Below are 22,883 nucleotides of genomic sequence, written 5' to 3' on the forward strand. Positions count from 1 at the left end.
CATGAGTCTGTCACTGCGCTTCGCCGCCGGATCGCACAGAGGCATGATCCGCGAGGGCAACGAGGACTCCGGTTACGCCGGTCCGCGCCTGCTCGCCATCGCCGACGGCATGGGCGGCCAGGCCGCCGGTGAGGTCGCCTCCTCCGAGGTCATCTCCACCCTGGTCACGCTCGACGACGACGTGCCCGGCTCCGACATCCTCACCTCGCTCGGTGCCGCCGTGCAGCGCGCCAACGACCAGCTGCGCTCCATGGTCGAGGAGGACCCGCAGCTCGAGGGCATGGGCACCACCCTGACCGCTTTGTTGTGGACCGGTCAGCGGCTCGGCCTCGTCCACGTCGGCGACTCCCGCGCCTACCTGCTGCGCGACGGCGTCCTCACGCAGATCACCCAGGACCACACCTGGGTCCAGCGGCTCGTCGACGAGGGCCGGATCACCGAGGAAGAGGCCACCACCCACCCGCAGCGTTCCCTGCTCATGCGGGCGCTCGGCAGCGGCGACCACGTCGAACCCGACCTGTCCATCCGCGAGGTCCGGGCCGGCGACCGCTACCTGATCTGCTCCGACGGCCTCTCCGGCGTCGTCTCCCACCAGACGATGGAGGAGACCCTCGCCAGCTACCAGGGCCCGCAGGAGACCGTGCAGGAGCTGATCCAGCTCGCCCTGCGCGGCGGCGGCCCCGACAACATCACCGTCATCATCGCCGACGTCCTGGACCTGGACACCGGCGACACCCTCGCCGCACAGCTGTCCGACACCCCCGTCGTGGTCGGCGCCGTCGCCGAGAACCAGAACCACCTGCACGACAACGGCATCATGCAGACCCCGGCCGGCCGCGCCTCCGGCCTCGGCCGCCAGGGCCACGGCCAGGGCGGCGGCGAGTTCGGCCCGCCCGGCAGCGGCGACCCCACCGGCTACGTCCCGGGCGGCAGCTTCGGCGACTACACCGACGACGACTTCACCAAGCCCCGCAAGGGCCGCAGGTGGCTCAAGCGGTCCCTGTACGGCACCCTCGCCCTCGCCGTCATCGGCGGGGGCCTCTACGGCGGCTACCGCTGGACCCAGACGCAGTACTACGTCGGCACCAAGGGCGAGCACGTGGCGCTGTACCGGGGCATCAGCCAGGACCTGGCCTGGGTGTCGCTGTCGAAGGTGGAGAAGGACCACCCCGAGATCGAACTCAAGTACCTGCCGCCCTACCAGCAGAAGCAGGTCAAGAACACGATCGCGGAGGGCGGCCTGCAGGACGCCCAGGTGAAGATCGGCGAACTGTCCGTACAGGCCTCCGCGTGCAAGAAGGAGGCCGAGCGCCAGACGGCCGCGAACAAGAGCAACTCCAAGACCGGCCAGGACAAGACTTCGGGCACCAAGGGAACCACCACCACCTCCTTCACGTCCAAGGCCTCGCCGACACCGAACCCGTCGGGCACGCCGTCCCCTTCGCATTCGAAGTCTCCGTCCACGACCCCGTCCGCGACCCCCAGCCCCGGCCCCAGCCTCTCGGAGGATGAGCAGAAGGTCGTCTCGCTGTGCGGTAAGCAGTAGGCAAGCCGTGAGAGGCCCCGTCACACGATGAGCACTACCAACCAGTCGACGCACCACACGTCCACGATCGGCGCGATCGGCGCCCCGAGCCGCCGCAACACCGAACTGGCGCTTCTGGTCTTCGCCGTCGCCATCCCGGTGTTCGCCTACGCCAACGTGGGCCTGGCCATCAACGACCAGGTACCCGCGGGCCTGCTGAGCTACGGCCTCGGCCTCGGTCTGCTGGCCGGCGTCGCCCACCTCGTGGTGAGAAAGTTCGCCCCGTACGCCGACCCGCTCATGCTGCCGGTGGCCACCCTGCTCAACGGACTCGGCCTGGTCATCATCTGGCGCCTGGACCAGTCCAAGCTGCTGCAGTCGATCGGCCAGGCCGGTAGTGCGGCGCCCAAGCAGCTGCTGTACACCTCGCTGGGAATCGCGCTGTTCGTCGCCGTTCTCGTCTTCCTCAAGGACCATCGGGTACTGCAGCGGTACACGTACATCTCCATGGTCGCCGCGCTGCTGCTGCTGCTCCTGCCGCTCGTCCCGGGGCTGGGCACCAACCTCTACGGCGCGAAGATCTGGATTCACGTAGGCAGCTTCTCCATCCAGCCCGGTGAGTTCGCGAAGATCGTCCTGGCGGTCTTCTTCGCCGGCTACCTGATGGTGAAGCGCGACGCGCTCGCACTGGCCAGCCGTCGCTTCATGGGCCTCTACCTGCCCCGCGGCCGCGACCTCGGCCCGATCCTGGTCGTCTGGTTCATCTCGATCCTCATCCTGGTCTTCGAGACCGACCTCGGCACCTCGCTGCTGTTCTTCGGCATGTTCGTGATCATGCTGTACGTCGCCACCGAACGGACCAGCTGGATCGTCTTCGGTCTGCTGATGTCCGCGGCCGGCGCCGTGGGCGTGGCAAGCATCGAGCCGCACGTGAAGTCGCGTGTCCAGGCGTGGATGAACCCGATGCACGAGTACCTGCTCAGCCGGAAGGGGGTGCTCGGCCACTCCGAACAGCTCCAGCAGGCCCTGTGGGCGTTCGGCTCCGGCGGCACCCTCGGCAGCGGTCTCGGCCAGGGCCACTCCGAGCTCATCCGTTTCGCCGCCAACTCCGACTTCATCCTCGCCACCTTCGGCGAGGAGATGGGCCTCGCCGGCATCATGGCGATCCTGCTGCTCTACGGCCTGATCGTGGAGCGCGGCGTGCGCACCGCACTCGCCGCCCGCGACCCCTTCGGCAAGCTGCTCGCCGTCGGCCTGTCCGGCGCCTTCGCGCTGCAGGTCTTCGTGGTGGCCGGCGGCGTGATGGGCCTCATCCCGCTGACCGGTATGACGATGCCGTTCCTGGCGTACGGCGGCTCCTCCGTCATCGCCAACTGGGCGCTCATCGGCATCCTCATCCGCATCAGCGACACCGCCAGACGACCGGCGCCCGCCCCCGCCAGCAACCCCGACGCCGAGATGACCCAGGTGGTCCGCCCGTCATGAACAAACCCCTGCGCCGGATCGCGATCTTCTGCGGCCTCCTCGTCCTCACCCTCCTCATCCGGGACAACTGGCTGCAGTACGTCAAGGCCGACAGTCTCAAGAACGACACCGACAACCGCCGCGTCACCATCGCCCGCTACGCCACCCCGCGCGGCGACATCATCGTCGACGGCGACCCCATCACCGGGTCCACGGAGACGAAGAACAACGACCTGAAGTACAAGCGCACCTACAAGAACGGCCCCATGTGGGCGCCGGTCACCGGGTTCGCCTCCCAGGCCTTCGGCGCCACCCAGCTGGAGTCCATCGACGACGGCATCCTCACCGGCGACGACGACCGGCTCTTCTTCCGCAAGACCCTCGACATGATCACGGGCAAGCAGCAGCAGGGCGGCAACGTCGTCACCACGCTCAACGCCGCCGCGCAGAAGGCCGCGTACAACGGGCTCAAGGCACAGGGCGGCAAGGGCGCCGTGGTCGCGCTCGAACCGTCGACCGGCAAGATCCTGGCGCTGGCCTCCTACCCGTCGTACGACCCCTCGTCCTTCGCGGGCGCCAGCGACTCCGACGCCAAGGCCTGGAAGGGCCTCCTGAAGAAGAACAACCCCAACGACCCGACGCAGAACCGGGCGCTGCGCGAGACCTACCCGCCTGGCTCCACCTTCAAGGTGGTCACCGCGGCGGCCGCGCTGGAGAACGGGCTGTACAAGTCGGCCGACGAGAACACCGACTCGCCCCTGCCGTACATCATGCCGGGCACCACGACCCCGCTGAAGAACGAGGGCAACATCCCCTGCAAGAACGCCACCCTGCGCGTCGCGCTGAAGGTGTCCTGCAACTCCGTCTTCGGCAAGATCGGCGCCGACCTCGGCAACGACAAGATGCTGGCGGAGGCGAAGAAGTTCGGCTTCGACGCCGAGCAGTTCACCCCGGTCCGCTCCAACGCCTCGGTGTTCTCCGACAAGATGGACAGGTCGCAGACCGCGCTGTCCTCGATCGGCCAGTTCAACACCGCCGCGACCCCGCTGCAGATGGCCATGGTCGCCTCCGCCGTCGCCAACGACGGCAAGCTGATGAAGCCGTACATGGTCGACGAACTGCAGTCCTCCAACCTCGACCCGGTCGCCAAGACCGAACCGCAGGAGCTGAGCCGGCCGCTGACGGCGAACAACGCGCAGATCCTGCAGTCCATGATGGAGACGGTCGTCAAGGACGGCACCGGCCAGAGGGCGCAGATCAGCGGTGTCACCGTGGGCGGCAAGACCGGTACCGCCCAGCACGGCGTCGAGAACAGCGCGAACCCGTACGCCTGGTTCATCTCCTACGCCAAGCTCCCCGACGGCAGCTCGCCGGTCGCCGTGGCCACGGTGATCGAGGACGACCAGGCCAACCGGGAGGACATCTCCGGCGGCGGCCTCGCGGCACCGATCGCGAAGAGCGTCATGGAGGCGGTCATCAAGTCCAAGAAGTGACCCCGCTCACGTCCCCCTCACATCGGTGCACGTTGCGATACCGGTCCTGTATCGGGTGACGGGCTTGGCCAGGTCACACAGAGCGAGCCGGGTACGGTAGGCCCGGACGACAGCCTCCGGCCGCACACACACGTGACGGCCGGGACCGACGGAGAGGGCTGGTAGGGAACTATGGAAGAGCCGCGTCGCCTCGGCGGCCGGTACGAGCTGGGCCAGGTGCTCGGCCGTGGTGGCATGGCCGAGGTCTACCTCGCGCATGACACGCGCCTCGGCCGCACCGTGGCGGTGAAGACGCTGCGCGCGGACCTCGCGCGCGACCCGTCTTTCCAGGCCCGGTTCCGCCGGGAGGCCCAGTCGGCCGCCTCGCTCAACCATCCCGCGATCGTCGCGGTCTACGACACGGGCGAGGACTACATCGACGGGGTCTCGATCCCGTACATCGTGATGGAGTACGTCGACGGCTCCACGCTCCGTGAGCTTCTTCACAGCGGCCGCAAGCTGCTGCCGGAGCGGTCCATGGAGATGACCATCGGCATCCTCCAGGGCCTGGAGTACGCCCACCGCAGCGGCATCGTCCACCGTGACATCAAGCCGGCGAACGTCATGCTCACGCGGAACGGCCAGGTCAAGGTCATGGACTTCGGCATCGCCCGCGCCATGGGCGACTCCGGCATGACCATGACGCAGACGGCGGCGGTCATCGGCACCGCCCAGTACCTGTCGCCCGAACAGGCCAAGGGCGAGCAGGTCGACGCCCGCTCGGACCTCTATTCGACCGGGTGTCTCCTCTACGAGCTGTTGACGGTCCGCCCGCCCTTCGTCGGCGACTCCCCCGTGGCCGTCGCCTACCAGCACGTCCGCGAGGAACCCCAGCCGCCGAGCGTCTTCGACCCCGAGATCACGCCCGAGATGGACGCCATCGTCCTCAAGGCCCTGGTCAAGGACCCCGACTACCGCTACCAGTCCGCCGACGAGATGCGCGCCGACATCGAGGCCTGCCTCGACGGCCAGCCGGTCGCGGCCACGGCCGCACTGGGCTCGGTCGGCTACGGCGGCTACCCCGACGACCAGCCGACCACGGCCCTGCGCTCCGACGCTGGCGCCGGCGCCACGACCATGCTGCCGCCGATGAACCCGGACGACGGCGGCTTCGGCTACGACGACCGCCCGGACCGGCGCCGCCAGCCGAAGAAGAACAACACCTCCACCATCCTGCTCGTCGTGGCGGGCATCCTGGTGCTGGTGGGCGCGATCCTGATCGGGAAGTACGCGTTCCCTGGCAAGGACTCGTCGAACGAGCCCTTCAAGGCGCCGAACTTCGTGGACCACACACAGTCCGAGGCGTCGAGCATGGCCGACAACGTCGGCCTGAAGCTCTCGATCACCAAGAAGGCCTGTGGCAAGCCGGCGAAGACGGTCTGCTCCCAGAATCCCACCGAGGGCACGGACGTGAAGAAGGGCGACACCGTCACCCTGACCGTGTCCACGGGCACGCCGAAGATCCAGGTGCCGGATGTCCTCGGCGCCCAGTTCGACGAGGCCAAGAGCCAGCTCGAGGCCAAGGGCTTCGTGGTTGACAAGAAGGTCGAGGTGTCCTCCAGGACGCCGGGCATCGTCACCGACCAGAACCCGCCCGGAGGCACGTCGCGGCAGAAGGGCACGACGATCACCCTCACGGTCGCCAAGGCCGAGGAGAAGGCGACCGTCCCCGACGCCACCGGCAAGTCCTGCGACGAGGCCAAGGCCCTGATGACCTCCAACAACCTCGTCGGGAACTGCACCGACGTGGATACCGACGACCAGTCCAAGGTCGGCAAGGTCATCGCTACCGACCCGCAGGCAGGTACCCAGCTGAGCAAGGGCTCCACGGTGCAGATCCAGGTCGGCAAGGCCAAGCAGCAGGTGCAGGTGCCGAGCGTGCAAGGACAGACCGTGAAGCAGGCCAAGGAGACCCTGCAGAAGGCCGGCTTCACCAACATCCAGTTCGCCAACGGCAGTGACCAGAGCGACAACGCGATCGTCGTCAACCAGGACCCGCCGGCGAACACCCCGGAGGACAACCCGGGCGGCACGCCGATCACCCTGCAGACCGTCAGCTTCGGTGGCGGCGGCGGCAACAACGGCGGCGGCGGCAACGGTGGCAACAACATCTTCGGCGGTGTGACCGGCTGACCGCACGACGAGAGGGCCCCGGCACCCTGGTGACATGGGTGCCGGGGCCCTCTCGGCTTCAGCGAGGCTAGCCCCGCAGTTCCTTCGGCGGTGTCCGCTTGCCGTCCACCTTGGCCACGCGGACCAGTTCCCCCCACACCACGTACCGGTACCGGGAGGTGAACACCGGCGTGCAGGTCGTCAGGGTGATGTAGTGGCCGGGCTTCTTGACGCCCGACTCCTTCGGGACCGAGGTCAGGACCTTGACGTTGTACTTCGAGGTCTCCGGGAGGATGTCGAAGACCTTGTAGACGTACCAGTCGTCCTTCGTCTCGAAGACGATCGGGTCGCCCACCTTCACCTTGTCGATGTTGTGGAACTTGGCGCCGTGGCCGTCACGGTGGGCCGCGAGGGCGAAGTTGCCCTTCTTGCCGGAGGTCGGGAGCGTGGCCTTGACCGGGTCCGTGTAGTAGCCGGCCACACCGTCGTTCAGCACGTTCGTCGACGTGCCCTTCTCCACCAGGACCTCGCCGTTCCTCATCGACGGGACGTGCAGGAAACCGATGCCGTCCTTGGTGTCCAGCGCCCCGGGCCCGCCGCCTTTCGACGAGCCGTGGGCCCAGTCGTCGCGGACCTTGTCGGCCCGCTTGTGCGCCGTGCGGTCGGCGACCACGTTCGTCCACCACAGGGAGTAGACGACGAAGAGGCCGAGCACCAGGCCCGCCGTGATGAGGAGTTCACCGAAGAAGCTGACCGCCGTCGCGATCCGGCCCGTTCGCCGGCGACGGGGAGTGGGCGCCTCGGGCGCATCCTTGTGTGCTTCGGTGTCGTCGGCGGTCGCTGCCACTGTTCATCTGCCCTTACTCGACGAGCGCATCCGGCTTGCCCTTGCTGCGCGGCCGTTCCTCGACCATCTTGCCCCAGACGATCAGCCGGTACTTGCTGGTGAACTCCGGCGTGCACGTGGTCAGGGTTATGTAGCGGCCCGGCCCGGTGAAACCCGAGCCCTTCGGAACGGGATCCAGCACACTCGTGTTCGAAGGAGCTGTCACGGGAAGCATCGAGGTCATCTTGTAGACGTAGTAGGTGTCCTGCGTCTCCACCACCACGGCGTCGCCCTTCTGCAGCCGGTTGATGTACCGGAAGGGCTCACCGTGCGTGTTGCGGTGCGCGGCCAGGCCGAAGTTGCCCGTCTTCGCGCTCGGCATCGCCGTCTTCAGCGCGCCCTCGCCGTAGTGGCCGACCATGCCCTTGTCGAGCACGCTCTTGTTGCTGACGCCCTCCGCGATCGGCGCCACCACGTCCAGCTTGGGGATGTGCAGGATGGCGAAGCCCTGCCCCGGCTCGAACGTTCCCGGGGCACGCTTGCCGCTCGCCCAGTCCTGCTGGAGGGTGTTCGCCTCCCTCCCGGCCTGGGCATGCGCCCGCACGTTCGTCCACCACAACTGGTAGGTGACGAACAGCAGCATCACCACACCGGTGGTGATGAACACCTCGCCGATCACCCTGCTCGCGACGACCGCGGGACTCGCCTTGCGGGCCCTGGCCGCACGCCGGGCCTCGACGCGGGACAACGGCGCCCCGCCCCGGGGATCCTCCGGCGGCTCCTCCACGGCCTCCCGGGCAGCGCCATGGCGCCCGCCACGACGCCTGGCGGCCTTTCTGCGGGCCGCCCGGCCACCGGACCGGGTTCCTGTGGCAGACGTGGCCGAAGAGGCCGCAGAAGCCCGCTGAGGCGGCGGATCCGGTATCCGCAGCGCCACCGTCTCCTCGTCGACGGGAGGCAGATACGGTTCCTCGTGCGCCCCCTGCCCGTACCAGTCCCCACGCGCACCAGAAGCCTCGTACGACTGATCCCCGTACGAGGTATCGGTCTCGCGCTCCGGGCGCAACGCGGTCACGCCGTGGCCCTGCCCACCACCGGGGCGAGCCCCGCCGACCTGGCCACGGCCCCCTGGTCACCGCACTCCGCCAGCCAGTTGGCCAGCATCCGGTGACCGTGCTCGGTGAGCACCGACTCGGGATGGAACTGCACGCCTTCTACGGGCAGTTCACGGTGGCGCAGCCCCATGATGATGCCGTCGTGCGTACGGGCTGTCACCTGGAGCTCGGCCGGCACCGTCGCCGGCTCGGCCGCCAGGGAGTGGTAGCGGGTCGCCGTGAACGGGGACGGCAGTCCCGCGAAGACACCCCGCCCCTCGTGCTCCACCAGCGAGGTCTTGCCGTGCAGCAGCTCCGGCGCGCGGTCCACCACACCGCCGTACGCCACCTGCATCGACTGCATGCCCAGGCAGACGCCGAACACCGGGACACCCGTCGAGGCGCAGTGCCGGACCATGTCGACGCACACCCCCGCCTCCTCCGGAGTCCCCGGGCCCGGCGACAGCAGTACCCCGTCGAAGCCGTCCTGTGCATGCGCCGTCGACACCTCGTCGTTGCGCAGCACCTCGCACTCGGCGCCGAGCTGGTACAGGTACTGCACCAGGTTGAAGACGAAGCTGTCGTAGTTGTCGACGACGAGAATCCGCGCACTCACTGGTTGTCCACCGTCACATCGTTGAAGGGCAGCAGCGGCTCGGCCCAGGGGAAGACGTACTGGAAGAGCACGTAGACCACGGCCAGCGCCAGCAACAGTGAGATCAGCGCCTTCACCCACGCGTTTCCCGGCAGATGCCGCCAGATCCAGCCGTACATGCCGTCCCTTCCGTTCCACCCACGGCACCAGACTCACGCCGTACCTCACCAGACTAACGGCGCAGAGCCTTGGGTCTGCCTGCCTCCACAGGCTGTGTGGAGTCCAGGTGCGCCCAGACGATCAGCCGGTGACTGTGCCCCCATTCCGGATCGCACGTGGTCAGCGTCAGGTACCGGCCCGGGCGCGTGTACCCCGACTTACGTGGCACAGGGTCGATCACTTCAACATCACTCGGAACCGTTTTGTAAGGCCCTTTGTCGATCCGATACGTGAACCAGGTGGTTCCGTCCGTCAGCACGACCGCGTCCCCGGGCCGCAGCTCGGGAAAGTCCTTGAACGGGTCGCCGTACGTACGCCGATGGCCCGCGACGGCGAAGTTGCCCTCCTGTCCCAGCCGAGCGGTGCGCGCGTAGTGGGCGAGCCCCTTCTTCAGCACGTCCGTGCCGGTGCCCTCGAGCACGGGCTTGTTCCACGTGAAACCGAGCCGGGGGATGTACATGATCGCGAAAGGCCGGCCGTACCTGTAGGCCGCGGGCTTCCCGGGAGAACGGGACGTGGAAACGTCGGAGCCGGAGGACGACGCGGGGGCCTTGGAACGCACGGCCTCCTGTGACCACTGCCGCTGCAGCTGGTCGATCTGGTCGTTCATCACCCTGTCGGCCTTCACGCCGGTCCAGAACAGCACGTAGACCACGAACAGCACGATCAGGGTTCCGACGGTGATGCAGAGCTCGCTGACGGTCCTGACGATCACGCGCACCGGCGGCTCCTGGAGGGGACACCTACTTCACGGGCTTCGCGTAGTGCAGGTCCACTGTGCCCGAGTAACCCGGCAGAGTCACCGTCCCGTCCTCGGTGACTTTCCAGCCGAGGCCGTAGACGTTCACGTACACCATGTACGTCTGGATCGCCTGGGAGTCCGACAGCGCCTGCTCCATCCTCGTCGGATCACCGACCGCCGTGATCTTGTACGGCGGCGAGTAGACCCGGCCCTGAAGGATCAAGGTGTTGCCCACGCAGCGCACCGCGCTGGTGGAGATCAGCCGCTGGTCCATGACCTTGATGCCCCTGGCTCCGCCCTGCCACAGGGCGTTCACCACGGCCTGCAGGTCCTGCTGGTGGATGACCAGGTAGTCGGGCTGCGGCTCGGGATAGCCGGGGAGCTTGGCGGTGGCGTTCGGTGGGGCGTCGTTGAGCGTCACCGTGATCGCCTTGCCCCTGAGCTTCTCCGTCCCCGCGTTCTTCTCCAGCCCGGAGAGCTTCTCGTCCTGCGCCCTGGTGCTGCCGTCGTCCCGCTCTGCCAGCGACTCCACGTCGTCCCGCAGGGACGCGTTGGACTCGTCCAGCCCCTTGTTCTTGTGACTCCGCTCCTGGATGAGGTCCGACAGCTTCAGCAAGGAGGAGTCCGTACGGATGTCCGTGCCCTTGGCCGTGTCGAAGCTGGTGAAGAAGATCAGCCCGGCTAGGGCGAAGACCGCCGCCGTCAGGACCCGCACCGGCCGGAAACGCGAACCTCCCACGGAGGGGACAGAGGGGTCGGAGGGGGAGGAAGAGGGAGCAGTGTGGTCGGTGTGGTCGGTGGGGTCCGGGCGGCCAGGGGTGGAAGCCGTTGATCCCGTCCCGGGGGAGTCGGCAGAATTGCTCAACGTACCCTTATCTCCTTCGGCGCCGCGGAAGCACTACGCTAACGGACGCCCGGGGGAGCGCTCAGTGTGCCCTTGTACGCTGCCCCGGAGCCCGACCCAGCCACCTGCGCGGCCACGCAGCGCATCGACAGGAGAGACCCTCGTGCCGAAGTCACGTATCCGCAAGAAGGCCGACTACACGCCGCCGCCGTCGAAGCAGGCCACGGCCATCAAGCTGACCAACCGGGCCTGGGTCGCGCCCGTCATGCTGGCGATGTTCCTCATCGGCCTGGCCTGGATCGTCGTCTTCTACGTGACGGACGGGTCCCTGCCGATCGACAGCCTGGACAACTGGAACATCGTGGTCGGCTTCGGCTTCATCGCCGCGGGGTTCGGCGTCTCCACGCAGTGGAAGTAGCGGCTGCTTCCCGGTGAACGCAGCTCTGCCCAGGGTTATCCGCTGAGTTATCCACAGGCCCTGTCCACACGCTGGGGATAGAAAACGACGATCTGTGGATAACCCGTCGGACGTTGACGCCGGTATGACTGCCCGACTACCCGACGACCACACTCCCGCCCCCTGCCTGACCTGGGAAAACTCACCTGAGCGGCAGGGGGCGCAGCTGTGTACGCACCCTGTGCACCAGATCCACCACAGACTGTGGACAACGGTTCGGTATCAGCTGAGCTGAGCCGTCCTGACCAGGGTCAGCAGCACCACGGCGGCCAGGATCAGCGCGCAGCTGCCGTACTGGATCAGGGCCCGCCGTCGGCGGGGGGCGTGGACCATGGCGTAGCCGCACGCGAGACCTGCCACGAGCCCTCCGATGTGGGCCTGCCAGGCGATGCCGCTGAACCCGAAGGTGAAGATGAGGTTGATCACCAGCAGGGCGATGACCGGCCGCATGTCGTAGTTGAGCCGGCGCACCAGCACGACGGTCGCGCCGAAGAGGCCGTAGACGGCTCCGGAGGCGCCGAGGGAGGCCTGGTGCGGGTCGGCCAGCAGGTAGGTCAGGGCGCCGCCGGCCAGACCCGAGACGAGGTAGAGCGTGAGGTAGCGGGCGCGGCCGAGCGCCGCTTCCAGGGGGCCGCCGATCCACCACAGGCTCAGCATGTTGAAGCCGATGTGCCAGACGGCCTGGTGGGTGAACATCGAGGTCACCAGGCGGTACCACTCACCCTCCGCGACGCCCGTCGTGGGGGTGTACGGCTTCGGCGGCCACTCGCCGATGAGTACCAGGTCCTCCAGGAGCGAGGACCGTACGTGGACGGCGATGAACACGGCGATGTTGATCCCGATGAGGATCTTGGTGACCAGCCGGGGGTCGGCGGCGACCGTGCCTCCCGCGAGGGTGCGCGGCCGGGAGGCGGACGGCGGGTGGCCCGTGCCGGAGCCGCCGCGGACGCAGTCGGGGCACTGGAAGCCCACGGAGGCGCTGACCATGCACTCAGGACAGATGGGGCGTTCGCAGCGGGTGCAGCGGATGCCGGTCTCGCGGTCCGGGTGCCGGTAGCACACGGGCACGCTCGCGGCGGCCTGCGTGTTGCCTGCGGCCTCCTGGTCCATGGGAGTCACCTCGGTCGTCTCGTGGCCACTGCGCCACCCCGCTCATCCTTACGGACGAGCGGGAGGATTGGTTCCCCGGCCTGTCTCAGCCCTGGCGTCGTGCGATGACGACGGACTCGATGACGACGTCGTTGACCGGCCGGTTGTTGGGCTTGGTGGTGGGAACCGCGGCGATGGCGTCCACGACCTTCTGGCCGGCCGCGTCGGTGACCTCGCCGAAGATGGTGTGCCTGCGGTTCAGATGCGGCGTCGGTGAGACGGTGATGAAGAACTGCGAGCCGTTGGTGCCGGGTCCGGCGTTGGCCATGGCGAGGAGGTAGGGCTTGTTGAAGGACAGGTCCGGGTGGAACTCGTCCTCGAACTCGTATCCGGGGCCGCCGATGCCGCTGCCGAGCGGGTCGCCGCCCTGGATCATGAAGCCGCTGATCACCCGGTGGAAGATCGTGCCGTCGTAGAGCTTGTCCTTGCTCGTCACGCCGGTGGCCGGGTGCTTCCACTCCCGCTCGCCCCGGGCGAGCTCGACGAAGTTCGCGACCGTCTTCGGCGCGTGGTTCGGAAAGAGCCGGACCTCGATGTCGCCGTGGTTGGTCTTCAGGGTGGCGTAAAGCTGCTCGGCCACGATCTGCCTTCCGTTGTCTTCCTGTGACCCCTGATCCTTGCACGCTCCGGGCCGTGCGTGGTCCGACGGTGTCGTATGGGCGCGAATCGTTCCGGCACGGGCGCGTGCGACGACGATCCGTGGCATTGTCGGCATTGTCGACGACGGGCGCTTGTCGCCCAGTATTCACCCTTTGTGTATGTGGGGCACGGGGCGTGAGGGGTTCGGGCCGGCACCCGTCTGCCCGTCCTCGCATGCCGCATGTCCCGTTGACAGGCATGATCCGTAAAAGGGTGGAAAGTCGAAATACCGTACGCCACCGAGGAGGAGGAACCCGTGACCCGCATCGACAGCGTGCGCGCCGCGACCGGCTCGGCGAAGGACAGCGTGCTGCACGCCGCGGAAGTGGTGGCGCCCTACGCCGACACGGCCAAGGAGCGTGCCGCGCAGTATGCGCAGGAGGCACGTGTACGGCTCGCGCCCAAGGTGAACCAGGCCGCCGAGCAGGCCCGCGCCCAGTACGACGCCCGTCTCGCACCCCGGCTGGAGCTGGCCCGTACGCAGGCCATGTCCCATGTGCCACCGAAGGTCGACCAGGCGGCCCACCAGGCCGCCGCCCGCACCCGCAAGGCCGCTCGGCAGGCCGCCGACTACTCACGGCCGAGGATCGAGCAGGCGGTGGCGGCGGCCGCTCCGGTGCGTGACGAGGCCGCCGCGCGGGGTGCTGCCGCGCTGGCCGCGCTGCGCGGTCAGGTGACGCCGAAGGAGATCCAGAAGCTGGCCCGCAAGCACCGGCGGCGGGCCAGGGCAGGGCGCCTCGCCAAGGCGCTGGCCGTGGTGGGCGCCGTGACCGGCGGCGCCTTCGCCGCCTGGAAGTGGTGGGACAAGCAGGCCAACCCCGACTGGCTGGTGGAGCCGCCCGCCGCCACGGAGGTGCCCGAGTCGGGCAGGCTGTCGTCGGTCGACGGCAGCGGTGAGGCCCCGCTCGACCCCGAGGTCCAGGCCAAGGCCGCCGAGGAGGACGCGGCGGACCGCGACGAGCGCGGCTGACGTCGACCGCCGAAGCCGGCGGAAGCAGTGGGGCGGGAGACACCTGGCGTCTCCCGCCCCACTTTTTTCGCAAACAATTGCAAACCACCGCAAACAGTGCATCTCGTCGTTCAATGAACCTCGATGAACCTCGATGGACGGCGATGAACGGCGATGGACCGCGGTGAACCTTGGTGAGCCGCACCGGCCGCGGATCCTGCCCGCAAAGGCACGGCGAGGCACGACGAGGGCCGGCCCGGTGCCCGCGCGGCTCATGGCCGCGTGCCCGGCCGTACACCGGCCCACCGTGCCGCCCCCACGCACGCGAAAGCCCCTCCGATCTGCTCAACCGCAGGTCGGAGGGGCTTTTGTGAAGTGGAGCCTAGGGGAGTCGAACCCCTGACATCTGCCATGCAAAGACAGCGCTCTACCAACTGAGCTAAGGCCCCGAACGCAGGCATCCCCCGGAAGAATCATGCACCGGAAGGCGCCGCAGACCAGAGTACCGGGTCACCCCCGGGATCTCGCAAAAAAGTTGGGGTCCCCGTGGACGACCACGCTCCGTAAGATGCCCCTCGTGGTTCGCTACAGCGAACCCACGTTCAGGGGAAGCGATGGGGAGACGCAATGGACGCCGCACAGCAGGAAGCCACCGCGAGAGCGCGGGAGCTGCAGCGGAACTGGTACGGGGAGCCGTTGGGGGCGCTCTTCCGTAAGCTCATCGACGATCTTGGTCTCAACCAGGCTCGTCTCGCGGCGGTCCTCGGACTGTCCGCGCCGATGCTGTCGCAGCTGATGAGCGGTCAGCGCGCGAAGATCGGCAATCCGGCGGTCGTCCAGCGGGTGCAGCTGCTGCAGGACCTGGCGGGGCAGGTCGCCGACGGCAGTGTCAGCGCCGCGGAGGCGACCGAGCGGATGGACGAGATCAAGAAGTCCCAGGGGGGATCGGTGCTCAGCAACACCACGCAGACGACGAGCAGTTCGGGCGCGCCCACGGTGAAGCGGGTGGTCCGCGAGATCCAGTCGCTGCTGCGCTCGGTGGCCGCGGCCGGCGACATCATCGAAGCCGCCGACAGCCTCGCCCCGAGCCATCCGGAACTCGCGGAGTTCCTGCGGGTGTACGGCGCCGGCCGCACCTCCGACGCGGTCACGCACTACCAGTCCCACCAGAGCTGATTCCACGGCCCGGGGAGGGGTCGTAGCTCTCATCACGGGGGAAGCAAGTCACGGGGGAAGCAGGTGACGGGGGAACCGCACGGGGGCCGCAGGGGGAGGAGTGACGGACAGTCATGGGTGAGGTCTTCGCCGGGCGGTACGAACTCGTCGACCCGATCGGACGCGGCGGAGTGGGCGCTGTCTGGCGTGCCTGGGACCAACGCCGTCGCCGTTACGTGGCCGCCAAGGTGCTGCAGCAGCGCGACGCCCACTCCCTCCTGCGCTTCGTACGGGAGCAGGCCCTGCGGATCGACCACCCTCATGTGCTCGCTCCGGCGAGCTGGGCCGCGGACGACGACAAGGTCCTGTTCACCATGGACCTGGTCGCCGGCGGCTCGCTGGTCCACCTGGTCGGGGACTACGGTCCCCTGCCGCCGCGGTTCGTCTGCACGCTCCTGGACCAGCTCCTGGCCGGCCTCGCCGCGGTGCACGCCGAAGGGGTGATCCACCGGGACGTCAAGCCAGCCAACATCCTTCTGGAGGCCACCGGCACCGGCCGTCCCCGGCTCCGCCTGTCCGACTTCGGCATCGCGATGCGGCTGGGCGAGCCGCGGCTGACGGAGACCAATCTCGTGGTGGGGACGCCCGGTTACCTCGCGCCGGAGCAGATGCTGGGCGCCGAACCGGACTTCCCCGCCGACCTTTTCGCCGTCGGCCTGGTCGCCCTGTACCTGTTCGAGGGCGCCAAGCCCGACGCGAAGGCGCTCATCCAGTACTTCGTGGAACACGGCACGCCCGCCGCTCCCAAGGGCGTTCCCGAGCCGCTGTGGCAGGTCGTGGCCGCCCTGCTGCAACCGGACCCGCAAGCCCGCTTCCGCACCGCCACGGGGGCGCGCAAGGCCCTCGCCGCCGCCGCGGAACTCCTGCCGGAACCCGGCCCCGACGACGAACTGATCGAGATATTCGACCAACTCGGCCCGCTGCCCCCGGGCTTCGGTCCGCAGGGGCCGTCGGGGGCCCGATCCGGGCCGGGGGCGGGCGAAGACACGTACGGAGCGGATGAGGGCGCGTACGCGGCGCACGAAGGCGCGTACGCGGCGCACGAGGCTGAGAGCACGGGCGCGGATCCCGTGGGCCACTCCGTCTCGGACACCGGCAGCTTCCGCCTGCCGCCCCCTCAGCCTCTGCCGGCGCGGACGTCCGCGCCGATGCCGGCACCGGAGCCCACGCCCGGCCCCGCCCCCACCCCCACACCTACGCCCCCGACACAGAACCACAACCCCGCGCACGCGTCCCCGTACGCCCCCTCGGCCCCCTCGGCCCCCTCGCCTTCGTATGCCGTGTCGGCACCCCCGTACGCCCCGGTGCACCCGCCCACCCCCACCGCTCCGTATACCGCCCAGGTCCCCCGGACCACGCGTGCCGCCCATGCCGCACAGCGCCGGCGCCGGCCCGGGCCCACGCGGAGGGTCGTCGTCCCGGTCCTGCTGCTGGCACTGGCCTGCTACGCGGTCGGGTTCTGGGCGCTGGCACGCGTCTGAGCCGCGGCCGTGCGCCGGGCGGTCAGGGTCCACAGACCGAGGCCCAGCAGCAGCACGGTCCCGGTGCCGATGCCGGCGGCGGCGAGGGCCTTCATCGCGGTGCCGCCCCCGGGGGCCTCGCCCGTGATCGCGGCCTCCCGGTCCCCGGCGGTGACCTCGAAGAGCTTCGCGGGTTCGGACCGCCCGGCATAGCCGGGTCCGGCGTGCGGTGTGCCCTCGATACGCACGCGCAGTGTCAGTTCGTACGGCCCGTCACCGAAGGTGTCGGCGACCTGCCCGTTGAGGTGGACGGCGAGGTAGTACGCCCCGGCGAAGCGCATGGCGCCGACCCGGCTGCTCACCGCGTACCGGTTGGCGTACTCGACGGGCGGCAGCGGGTCGAGCACGGCCGCCGTCTGACGGCCGGTGTAGCCGTCTGCCGCGTCGGCGACGGCACCGCGTACGGGGTTGTACAGCGCCAGACCGAGGGCGCCGGTCACATAGCCCTGCCCGCCGGGGGTGTTGCCCAGTTCGGCGGTGGCGTACAGCTGCTGGCCCCAGTCGACGGGGACCTTGTAGAACACGGTCTGTCCCGGCCGGATGCGAGTGCCCCATACGCCTTGTCCGAGGGCCCGCGCACCGGCGAAGCCCGCGCCGCCGGTGCGCTCCCGGCGGGTGCCGGTGAGGGGCGCCGGGGAGGCGGAGTCCCAGTCCTGGGGCGCCGCGGTGCCGCCGGCCCCGGCCCGGGGCGGCTCGGTGACCGGGGCGAGCTCGAGGCTCCACGCCTCGGCGGAGGGCGTGCCGCCGGCCCCGGAAGCGGTCGCGTCGACGCGTTCGACGACCACGTAGTACGTGCCCGCCCCCTGGCACTGGGTCCTGCCGGCCTCGCGCATGCCCAGCGCGGTCACGGGGTGCGGGCTGAGGCCGGCGCCGAAGCGGGCGGAGTCGGTCGAGCAGGAGGCGCCGGCGGAGTTCTGCACCGAGACGGTGATGCCGTCGGTGGCCGCGACCGTGGCGTCGGGCGGGGGCACGGCGGTGACGGGGACGTAGGCGGTGTCCGGGGCGGTGAGTTCGAGGCGGTAGTAGAGCGTGGTCTTCCTCGCCAGGGAGCTGCGGTAGGTCCGGCCGGGCTCGAGCCGTTCGGCGTCCGTGGTCCGCGCCGTGCCCTTCACGGACCGGGCACCCGGGGCGAACGCGTAGCCGCCCGGTGCCCCGGTCGCGGCGCCGTCGGCGGCCGCGGCGCCCGGCAGGCCGGTCACCGCGCCGATCAGGGCCGTGGTGACGGCGAAACGTACCGCCGTTCGCCACCACCCCGTAGGCCACCGTCCCGTCCCCATGCCCGCCCCCTCGCGCCTGTACCGGACCGCCACCCATCCTGCAACACGAAACCCCGACCGCGAGGGCGGTCGGGGCCTGCTCAGTTCTCGGTGTTTCCGGTACTCACGAACCCGTGGGCACGGAGTCAGTCGCCTCCGTCCACAGATCCTGCTCGGCGCGATCCGCCTGGATCTGGCGGTACACGAGGAGCCCGCCGATGGCGGCCAGTGCGACCAGGAGAAGCTTCTTCACCGCGCGACCTCGTCTTTCGTTGACGTAGGGGACCTCTGGCGCCCGACTATACACACCGACCGATATCGATCGGTGACCTACATCGGGACCCCCAACTTCGGTCCAAATGAGAACAATTTCTTTCTCTTACACCCATCCGAGTGGTGTTCATCTGAACATCGCCGCGCCACGGGCGTCGGTCCACCACTTCGCGGCCCTCATACACATGATGAGCAAAGTACGCAAATCGCCCGACCCGAAAGTGAGGGGACCATGGCCAGGAACAAGGTCATGAAGCTGTGGACCGTCATCGTGACCGCCTTCCTCGCGCTGTGCACGGCGCTCGGATTCGTCACGGCGACCACCGCCGCGGCCGCACCGCGGACCGAGGAGCCGTGCAGCAGCCCCGCCGTCCAGGTGGCGGCCCAGGTGCTGACCCCCTGGTCCCGGTTGTACGCCGCGTCCCTGCCCCCCACGATGAAGCAACGCATCCAGGCCGAAGCACACGGCAAGTCCCCCGGCTGCCGCCGCCGACCCCTCGCCGACCACGAAGCGTCCGCCCCTTCCGAGCACACGGCCCCGCTGCAGACCTGACGCCCGCCCGGGCAGTACCCCGGCGACATCGACACGACGGCGAGCTTGCGTACAGCACCCGCACAGAGAGACCCCCGACCGGCGGAACCGGTCGGGGGTCTCGTCGTATGTGCCCCGGACCGTACGGATGCCCCGGGCACCGGCGTCCGGCCGGGCACACCGAGCCGGCCCGCACCGCACCGCACCGCACCGCACCGAGGGCGATGCCACCAGGGCTGATGAGGGAAGGCCCCTCTCGTCTGCCACCCGGCCGGGACCGCCGCGGCGGCCGCGGGCAAGAGGCCTTGACACCTCCGTGGACGCCAAAAACCCCCAGCCGTTACCGGCTGGGGGTTTTCTCGCTGGTGGGGCTAACAGGATTTGAACCTGTGGCCTCATCCTTATCAGGGATGCGCTCTAACCAACTGAGCTATAGCCCCGCCGCGCTGTGCGGTGTGTGTCCCGCGCGCTGACTCCTGAAGATTAGCGCACGACCGGGGCAGTCCCAAAATCGGTTGTCGGGGGACCGTCAGCCGAGGTGGGGCAGCGGATGGCAGGGGGAGATCACTCGTCCTCGGCGAGGGTCAGCTCGATGCCACCGACGAAGCCCGCCGAAAGGTTGTAGATGAAGGCGCCGAGCGTGGCGAGGGCGGTGGCCAGGACCACGTCGATGACCGCGATGATCGTGGCGAACGTCAGGACGTGCGGCAGCGAGAGGAAGGCCTGCAGGTCGAAGCCGCTGGACTCGGTGGAGCCGGTGGCCTCCGAGATCTGGCCGCCGACCGTCGAGAAGACGCCCATCGCGTCCAGGACCATCCACAGCACCGCGGACGCGACGACCGTGCAGATACCGATCGCGATGGAGAGCAGGAAGCTGACCTTCATCACCGACCAGGGGTCGGCCTTGGCCACCCGCAGCCGCGCCTTGCGGGTGCGGGGCGCCGTGCGCGCCGCACCCGCACCGGCACCGGCACCGGTACGCGGACGGCGTACGGCCGCTCCCGTGCCCTGTGCCGGGTAGGCCTGCGGCGGGTGGTAGGGGCCGGAGGGCTGCTGCGGCCCCCGTTCCCCGGGCAGCGGCGAGGCCGCCTCGGGCGCCTGCTGGGCCTCACGGCCTCTGGTGTCCGACACGGTTCCCCCCTGGGGTCCATGGGAGTCGGGCGAGGACGGGTCCTTCGCGGACGGCTTGACCGCTTTCAGATTGGTGGTCTGCGGATCCGACTGCGCGGCGCTCGCGGCGGAGCCACGGCCGCCGCCGTCCGTTTCCGTACCCGTGGAGGTACCGGCCGACCCGGCGCCCGTGGCTCCGCTCACGATGACTCACTCCTCGTGCTACTCGTCCGAGGGCGCCTCACCCTCGTCCGTGCCGGTGGTCGCGGAACCCTCGACGGTCTCGTCGACGGCCACGTCGCCGTCGACCTCCTCCGCCTCGCGTCCCGCCTCGGCGTTACGAGCGATACCGACGACGGCATCGCGCTTGCCCAGGTTGATCAGTTGGACGCCCATGGTGTCACGGCCCGTCTCCCTGACCTCGTTGACTCGCGTACGAATCACACCGCCGGAGAGGGTGATGGCGAGGATCTCGTCGTTCTCCTCGACCACCAGCGCGCCCACGAGCGAACCGCGGTCCTCCACGATCTTGGCGGCCTTGATACCGAGGCCGCCGCGACCCTGGACGCGGTACTCGTCGACGCGGGTCCGCTTCGCGTACCCGCCGTCCGTGGCAGTGAACACGAACGTACCGGGTCGAACAACATTCATCGAGAGAAGCTCGTCGCCCTCGCGGAAACTCATACCCTTGACACCCGAGGTGGCGCGGCCCATCGGGCGCAGGGTTTCGTCCGAGGCGGTGAACCTGATCGACTGCGCCTTCTTGCTGATCAGCAGCAGATCGTCGTCGGCCGAAACCAGCTCGGCTCCGATCAGTTCGTCGTCGGAACCGTCCTCGCGCTCCCGCAGATTGATCGCGATGACACCGCCGGAGCGGGGCGAATCGTAATCCTTCAGAGGCGTCTTCTTGACCAGGCCGGCCTTGGTGGCCAGCACCAGGTACGGAGCCGCCTCGTAGTCCCGGATCGCGAGGATCTCGGCGATCGCCTCGTCCGGCTGGAAGGCGAGCAGGTTGGCGACGTGCTGACCACGCGCGTCCCGGCCGGCGTCGGGCAGCTCGTACGCCTTCGCCCGGTACACCCGGCCCTTGTTGGTGAAGAACAGCAGCCAGTGGTGCGTGGTCGAGACGAAGAAGTGGTCGACGATGTCGTCTTCCTTCAGCTTCGTGCCGCGCACGCCCTTGCCACCGCGCTTCTGCGCCCGGTAGTCGTCCGTCTTCGTCCGCTTGACGTAGCCGCCGCGCGAGACGGTGACGACGATGTCCTCCTCGGCGATCAGGTCCTCGATGGACATGTCGCCGTCGTAGGGCACCAGCATGGTCTTGCGGTCGTCGCCGTACTTCTCGACGATCGCGGCCAGCTCCTCGCTGACGATGCCGCGCTGACGGACCGGGGAGGCGAGGATCTGGTTGTACTCGTTGATCTTCGCCTGGAGTTCGTCGTGCTCCTGGACGATCTTCTGGCGCTCAAGGGCGGCCAGTCGGCGCAGCTGCATCTCGAGGATGGCGTTGGCCTGGATCTCGTCGATCTCCAGGAGCTCCATCAGGCCGCCGCGCGCGACCTCGACGGTCTCACTGCGCCGGATCAGCGCGATGACCTCGTCGATGGCGTCCAGGGCCTTCAGCAGGCCCCGCAGGATGTGCGCCCGCTCCTCGGCCTTGCGCAGCCGGAAGCGCGTACGGCGGACGACGACCTCGATCTGGTGCGTCACCCAGTGGCGGATGAACGCGTCCAGCGACAGCGTCCGCGGAACGCCGTCGACCAGCGCCAGCATGTTGGCGCCGAAGTTCGACTGCAGGTCCGTGTGCTTGTAGAGGTTGTTCAGGACGACCTTGGCGACCGCGTCCCGCTTGAGCACGATGACCAGGCGCTGGCCGGTGCGCGACGACGTCTCGTCGCGGACGTCCGCGATCCCGCCGACCTTGCCGTCCTTCACCAGGTCGGCGATCTTCTGCGCGAGGTTGTCGGGGTTGGTCTGGTACGGCAGCTCCGTGACCACCAGGCACTGCCGGTTCTGGATCTCCTCGACCTCGACCACCGCGCGCATGGTGATCGAGCCGCGGCCCGTGCGGTAGGCCTCCTCGATGCCCTTGCGGCCGACGACGAGCGCGCCCGTCGGGAAGTCCGGGCCCTTGATGCGCTCCATGAGCGCGTCGAGCAGCTCCTCGTGCGAGGCCTCCGGGTTCTCCAGGTACCACTGGGCGCCGGCCGCGACCTCGCGCAGGTTGTGCGGCGGGATGTTGGTCGCCATGCCGACCGCGATGCCGGCCGAACCGTTGATCAGCAGGTTCGGGAAGCGGGCCGGCAGGACGGTCGGCTCCTGGGAGCGGCCGTCGTAGTTGTCCGTGAAGTCGACGGTCTCCTCGTCGATGTCCCGGACCATCTCCATCGACAGCGGCGCCATCTTGCACTCGGTGTAGCGCATCGCCGCCGCCGGGTCGTTGCCCGGGGAGCCGAAGTTGCCGTTGGAGTCCACCAGCGGCATCCGCATCGACCACGGCTGGGCGAGGCGGACCAGGGCGTCGTAGATCGAGGAGTCGCCGTGGGGGTGGTAGTTGCCCATGACGTCGCCGACGACACGGGCGCACTTGTAGAAGCCGCGCTCGGGGCGGTACCCGCCGTCGTACATGGCGTACAGGACGCGGCGGTGGACGGGCTTGAGACCGTCGCGGACGTCGGGCAGCGCACGGGACACGATGACGGACATCGCGTAGTCCAGGTACGAGCGCTGCATCTCCGTCTCGAGCCCGACGGGCTCGACACGCATCGCGACTTCGCCGCCCTCTTCAGGAGTGACGGGAGTGTTCTCGTCGGCCATTGCTGGTGAAGAT

Annotated in this window: 20 protein-coding genes, 2 tRNA genes and 1 pseudogene; 9 read left to right on the plus strand and 14 right to left on the minus strand. The window is 69.0% G+C overall.

Annotated elements, in window-relative coordinates; translation table 11 throughout:
- Position 1 precedes the first annotated feature (1 nt).
- From ACWC21_RS05520 to pknB, 4 genes are all read left to right on the plus strand, one after another.
- Positions 2–1,546 carry a Stp1/IreP family PP2C-type Ser/Thr phosphatase gene (locus ACWC21_RS05520; protein WP_450878424.1) on the plus strand — a complete coding sequence of 515 codons (1,545 nt, stop codon included), beginning with the start codon at positions 2–4 and terminating at the stop codon, positions 1,544–1,546.
- Positions 1,547–1,573: 27 nt separating this feature from the next.
- Positions 1,574–3,010: an FtsW/RodA/SpoVE family cell cycle protein gene (locus ACWC21_RS05525; RefSeq protein WP_450878426.1), complete on the plus strand. Its 1,437-nt coding sequence runs from the start codon at positions 1,574–1,576 to the stop codon at positions 3,008–3,010.
- Entirely contained in the window at positions 3,007–4,482 is a 1,476-nt protein-coding gene (locus ACWC21_RS05530; RefSeq protein WP_450878428.1) for a peptidoglycan D,D-transpeptidase FtsI family protein, read from the plus strand. Before ACWC21_RS05525 ends, ACWC21_RS05530 begins: the two co-directional genes overlap by 4 nt.
- A gap of 171 nt (positions 4,483–4,653) precedes the next feature.
- A complete protein-coding gene (gene pknB, locus ACWC21_RS05535) occupies positions 4,654–6,654 on the plus strand; it encodes a Stk1 family PASTA domain-containing Ser/Thr kinase (RefSeq protein ID WP_450878430.1) in 2,001 nt (666 codons plus the stop codon).
- Positions 6,655–6,721: 67 nt separating this feature from the next.
- Here the strand turns inward: pknB and ACWC21_RS05540 are convergent, their stop codons facing one another.
- The 6 genes and pseudogenes from ACWC21_RS05540 to ACWC21_RS05565 all read right to left on the minus strand — a co-directional run bounded on the left by ACWC21_RS05540 (position 6,722) and on the right by ACWC21_RS05565 (position 10,974).
- Positions 6,722–7,480 (minus strand): class E sortase, encoded by a 759-nt coding sequence (locus tag ACWC21_RS05540; protein ID WP_450878432.1) that lies wholly within the window; start codon positions 7,478–7,480, stop codon positions 6,722–6,724.
- A 13-nt stretch (positions 7,481–7,493) separates the two neighbouring features.
- Positions 7,494–8,534: a class E sortase gene (locus ACWC21_RS05545; protein ID WP_450878434.1), complete on the minus strand. Its 1,041-nt coding sequence runs from the start codon at positions 8,532–8,534 to the stop codon at positions 7,494–7,496.
- Positions 8,531–9,169 carry an aminodeoxychorismate/anthranilate synthase component II gene (locus tag ACWC21_RS05550; protein WP_450878436.1) on the minus strand — a complete coding sequence of 213 codons (639 nt, stop codon included), beginning with the start codon at positions 9,167–9,169 and terminating at the stop codon, positions 8,531–8,533. Before ACWC21_RS05550 ends, ACWC21_RS05545 begins: the two co-directional genes overlap by 4 nt.
- Positions 9,166–9,376 (minus strand): annotated as a pseudogene (locus tag ACWC21_RS05555) (hypothetical protein). Before ACWC21_RS05555 ends, ACWC21_RS05550 begins: the two are co-directional and overlap by 4 nt.
- Positions 9,377–9,380: 4 nt before the next feature.
- Positions 9,381–10,088, minus strand: a complete 708-nt coding sequence (locus ACWC21_RS05560; RefSeq protein WP_450878438.1) for a class E sortase — start codon at positions 10,086–10,088, stop codon at positions 9,381–9,383.
- 22 nt (positions 10,089–10,110) lie between these two features.
- On the minus strand, positions 10,111–10,974 hold the full coding sequence (locus ACWC21_RS05565; protein WP_450878440.1) for a DUF881 domain-containing protein: 864 nt from the start codon (positions 10,972–10,974) through the stop codon (positions 10,111–10,113).
- A gap of 142 nt (positions 10,975–11,116) precedes the next feature.
- On the opposite strand from ACWC21_RS05565, the gene crgA reads away from it, so the two are divergent.
- Positions 11,117–11,371, plus strand: a complete 255-nt coding sequence (gene crgA, locus ACWC21_RS05570; RefSeq protein ID WP_450878442.1) for a cell division protein CrgA — start codon at positions 11,117–11,119, stop codon at positions 11,369–11,371.
- Between the two features lie 261 nt (positions 11,372–11,632).
- Here the strand turns inward: crgA and ACWC21_RS05575 are convergent, their stop codons facing one another.
- Together ACWC21_RS05575 and ACWC21_RS05580 are read right to left on the minus strand one after the other, a co-directional pair.
- Positions 11,633–12,520 (minus strand): rhomboid family intramembrane serine protease, encoded by an 888-nt coding sequence (locus ACWC21_RS05575; RefSeq protein WP_450878444.1) that lies wholly within the window; start codon positions 12,518–12,520, stop codon positions 11,633–11,635.
- A gap of 85 nt (positions 12,521–12,605) precedes the next feature.
- Entirely contained in the window at positions 12,606–13,139 is a 534-nt protein-coding gene (locus ACWC21_RS05580) for a peptidylprolyl isomerase (RefSeq protein ID WP_450878446.1), read from the minus strand.
- 315 nt (positions 13,140–13,454) lie between these two features.
- Here ACWC21_RS05580 and ACWC21_RS05585 point away from each other — a divergent pair, with 315 nt between their 5' ends.
- A complete protein-coding gene (locus ACWC21_RS05585; RefSeq protein WP_450878448.1) occupies positions 13,455–14,168 on the plus strand; it encodes a DUF5324 family protein in 714 nt (237 codons plus the stop codon).
- A 355-nt stretch (positions 14,169–14,523) separates the two neighbouring features.
- Here ACWC21_RS05585 and ACWC21_RS05590 read toward each other — a convergent pair.
- Positions 14,524–14,596 (minus strand) — tRNA-Ala (locus tag ACWC21_RS05590).
- Positions 14,597–14,774: 178 nt separating this feature from the next.
- Between ACWC21_RS05590 and ACWC21_RS05595 the strand changes: the two genes are divergently transcribed.
- Positions 14,775–15,323, plus strand: a complete 549-nt coding sequence (locus ACWC21_RS05595) for a helix-turn-helix domain-containing protein (protein WP_450878450.1) — start codon at positions 14,775–14,777, stop codon at positions 15,321–15,323.
- 113 nt (positions 15,324–15,436) lie between these two features.
- Entirely contained in the window at positions 15,437–16,843 is a 1,407-nt protein-coding gene (locus tag ACWC21_RS05600) for a serine/threonine-protein kinase (protein ID WP_450878452.1), read from the plus strand.
- Here the strand turns inward: ACWC21_RS05600 and ACWC21_RS05605 are convergent.
- Complete coding sequence (locus tag ACWC21_RS05605; protein WP_450878454.1) at positions 16,807–18,159, minus strand: hypothetical protein; 1,353 nt, start codon at positions 18,157–18,159, stop codon at positions 16,807–16,809. The genes ACWC21_RS05600 and ACWC21_RS05605 overlap by 37 nt on opposite strands.
- Positions 18,160–18,262: 103 nt before the next feature.
- Positions 18,263–18,391, minus strand: a complete 129-nt coding sequence (locus tag ACWC21_RS05610; RefSeq protein WP_003999697.1) for a DLW-39 family protein — start codon at positions 18,389–18,391, stop codon at positions 18,263–18,265.
- 252 nt (positions 18,392–18,643) lie between these two features.
- On the opposite strand from ACWC21_RS05610, the gene ACWC21_RS05615 reads away from it, so the two are divergent.
- Positions 18,644–18,964, plus strand: coding sequence for a DUF6344 domain-containing protein (locus ACWC21_RS05615; protein ID WP_450878456.1), 321 nt, complete (start codon positions 18,644–18,646; stop codon positions 18,962–18,964).
- A gap of 342 nt (positions 18,965–19,306) precedes the next feature.
- On the opposite strand, the gene ACWC21_RS05620 is transcribed toward ACWC21_RS05615, so the two are convergent.
- The 3 genes from ACWC21_RS05620 to gyrA form a co-directional block, all read right to left on the minus strand.
- Positions 19,307–19,383 (minus strand) — tRNA-Ile (locus ACWC21_RS05620).
- A 124-nt stretch (positions 19,384–19,507) separates the two neighbouring features.
- Positions 19,508–20,257, minus strand: coding sequence for a DUF3566 domain-containing protein (locus ACWC21_RS05625; protein WP_450878458.1), 750 nt, complete (start codon positions 20,255–20,257; stop codon positions 19,508–19,510).
- 18 nt (positions 20,258–20,275) lie between these two features.
- Entirely contained in the window at positions 20,276–22,870 is a 2,595-nt protein-coding gene (gyrA, locus tag ACWC21_RS05630; protein WP_450878460.1) for a DNA gyrase subunit A, read from the minus strand.
- Between the last annotated feature and the right edge of the window lie 13 nt (positions 22,871–22,883).

It is taken from the genome of Streptomyces sp. NPDC001348, from assembly GCF_053597535.1.

Coding starts and splice junctions, on each gene's coding strand:
- ACWC21_RS05520 (WP_450878424.1), top strand. CDS start 2: ATGAGTCTGTCACTGCGCTTCGCCGCCGGATCGCACAGAGGCATGATC.
- ACWC21_RS05525 (WP_450878426.1), top strand. CDS start 1,574: ATGAGCACTACCAACCAGTCGACGCACCACACGTCCACGATCGGCGCG.
- ACWC21_RS05530 (WP_450878428.1), top strand. CDS start 3,007: ATGAACAAACCCCTGCGCCGGATCGCGATCTTCTGCGGCCTCCTCGTC.
- pknB (WP_450878430.1), top strand. CDS start 4,654: ATGGAAGAGCCGCGTCGCCTCGGCGGCCGGTACGAGCTGGGCCAGGTG.
- ACWC21_RS05575 (WP_450878444.1), bottom strand. CDS start 12,520: ATGGACCAGGAGGCCGCAGGCAACACGCAGGCCGCCGCGAGCGTGCCC.
- ACWC21_RS05595 (WP_450878450.1), top strand. CDS start 14,775: ATGGACGCCGCACAGCAGGAAGCCACCGCGAGAGCGCGGGAGCTGCAG.
- ACWC21_RS05600 (WP_450878452.1), top strand. CDS start 15,437: ATGGGTGAGGTCTTCGCCGGGCGGTACGAACTCGTCGACCCGATCGGA.
- ACWC21_RS05605 (WP_450878454.1), bottom strand. CDS start 18,159: ATGGGGACGGGACGGTGGCCTACGGGGTGGTGGCGAACGGCGGTACGT.
- ACWC21_RS05615 (WP_450878456.1), top strand. CDS start 18,644: ATGGCCAGGAACAAGGTCATGAAGCTGTGGACCGTCATCGTGACCGCC.
- gyrA (WP_450878460.1), bottom strand. CDS start 22,870: ATGGCCGACGAGAACACTCCCGTCACTCCTGAAGAGGGCGGCGAAGTC.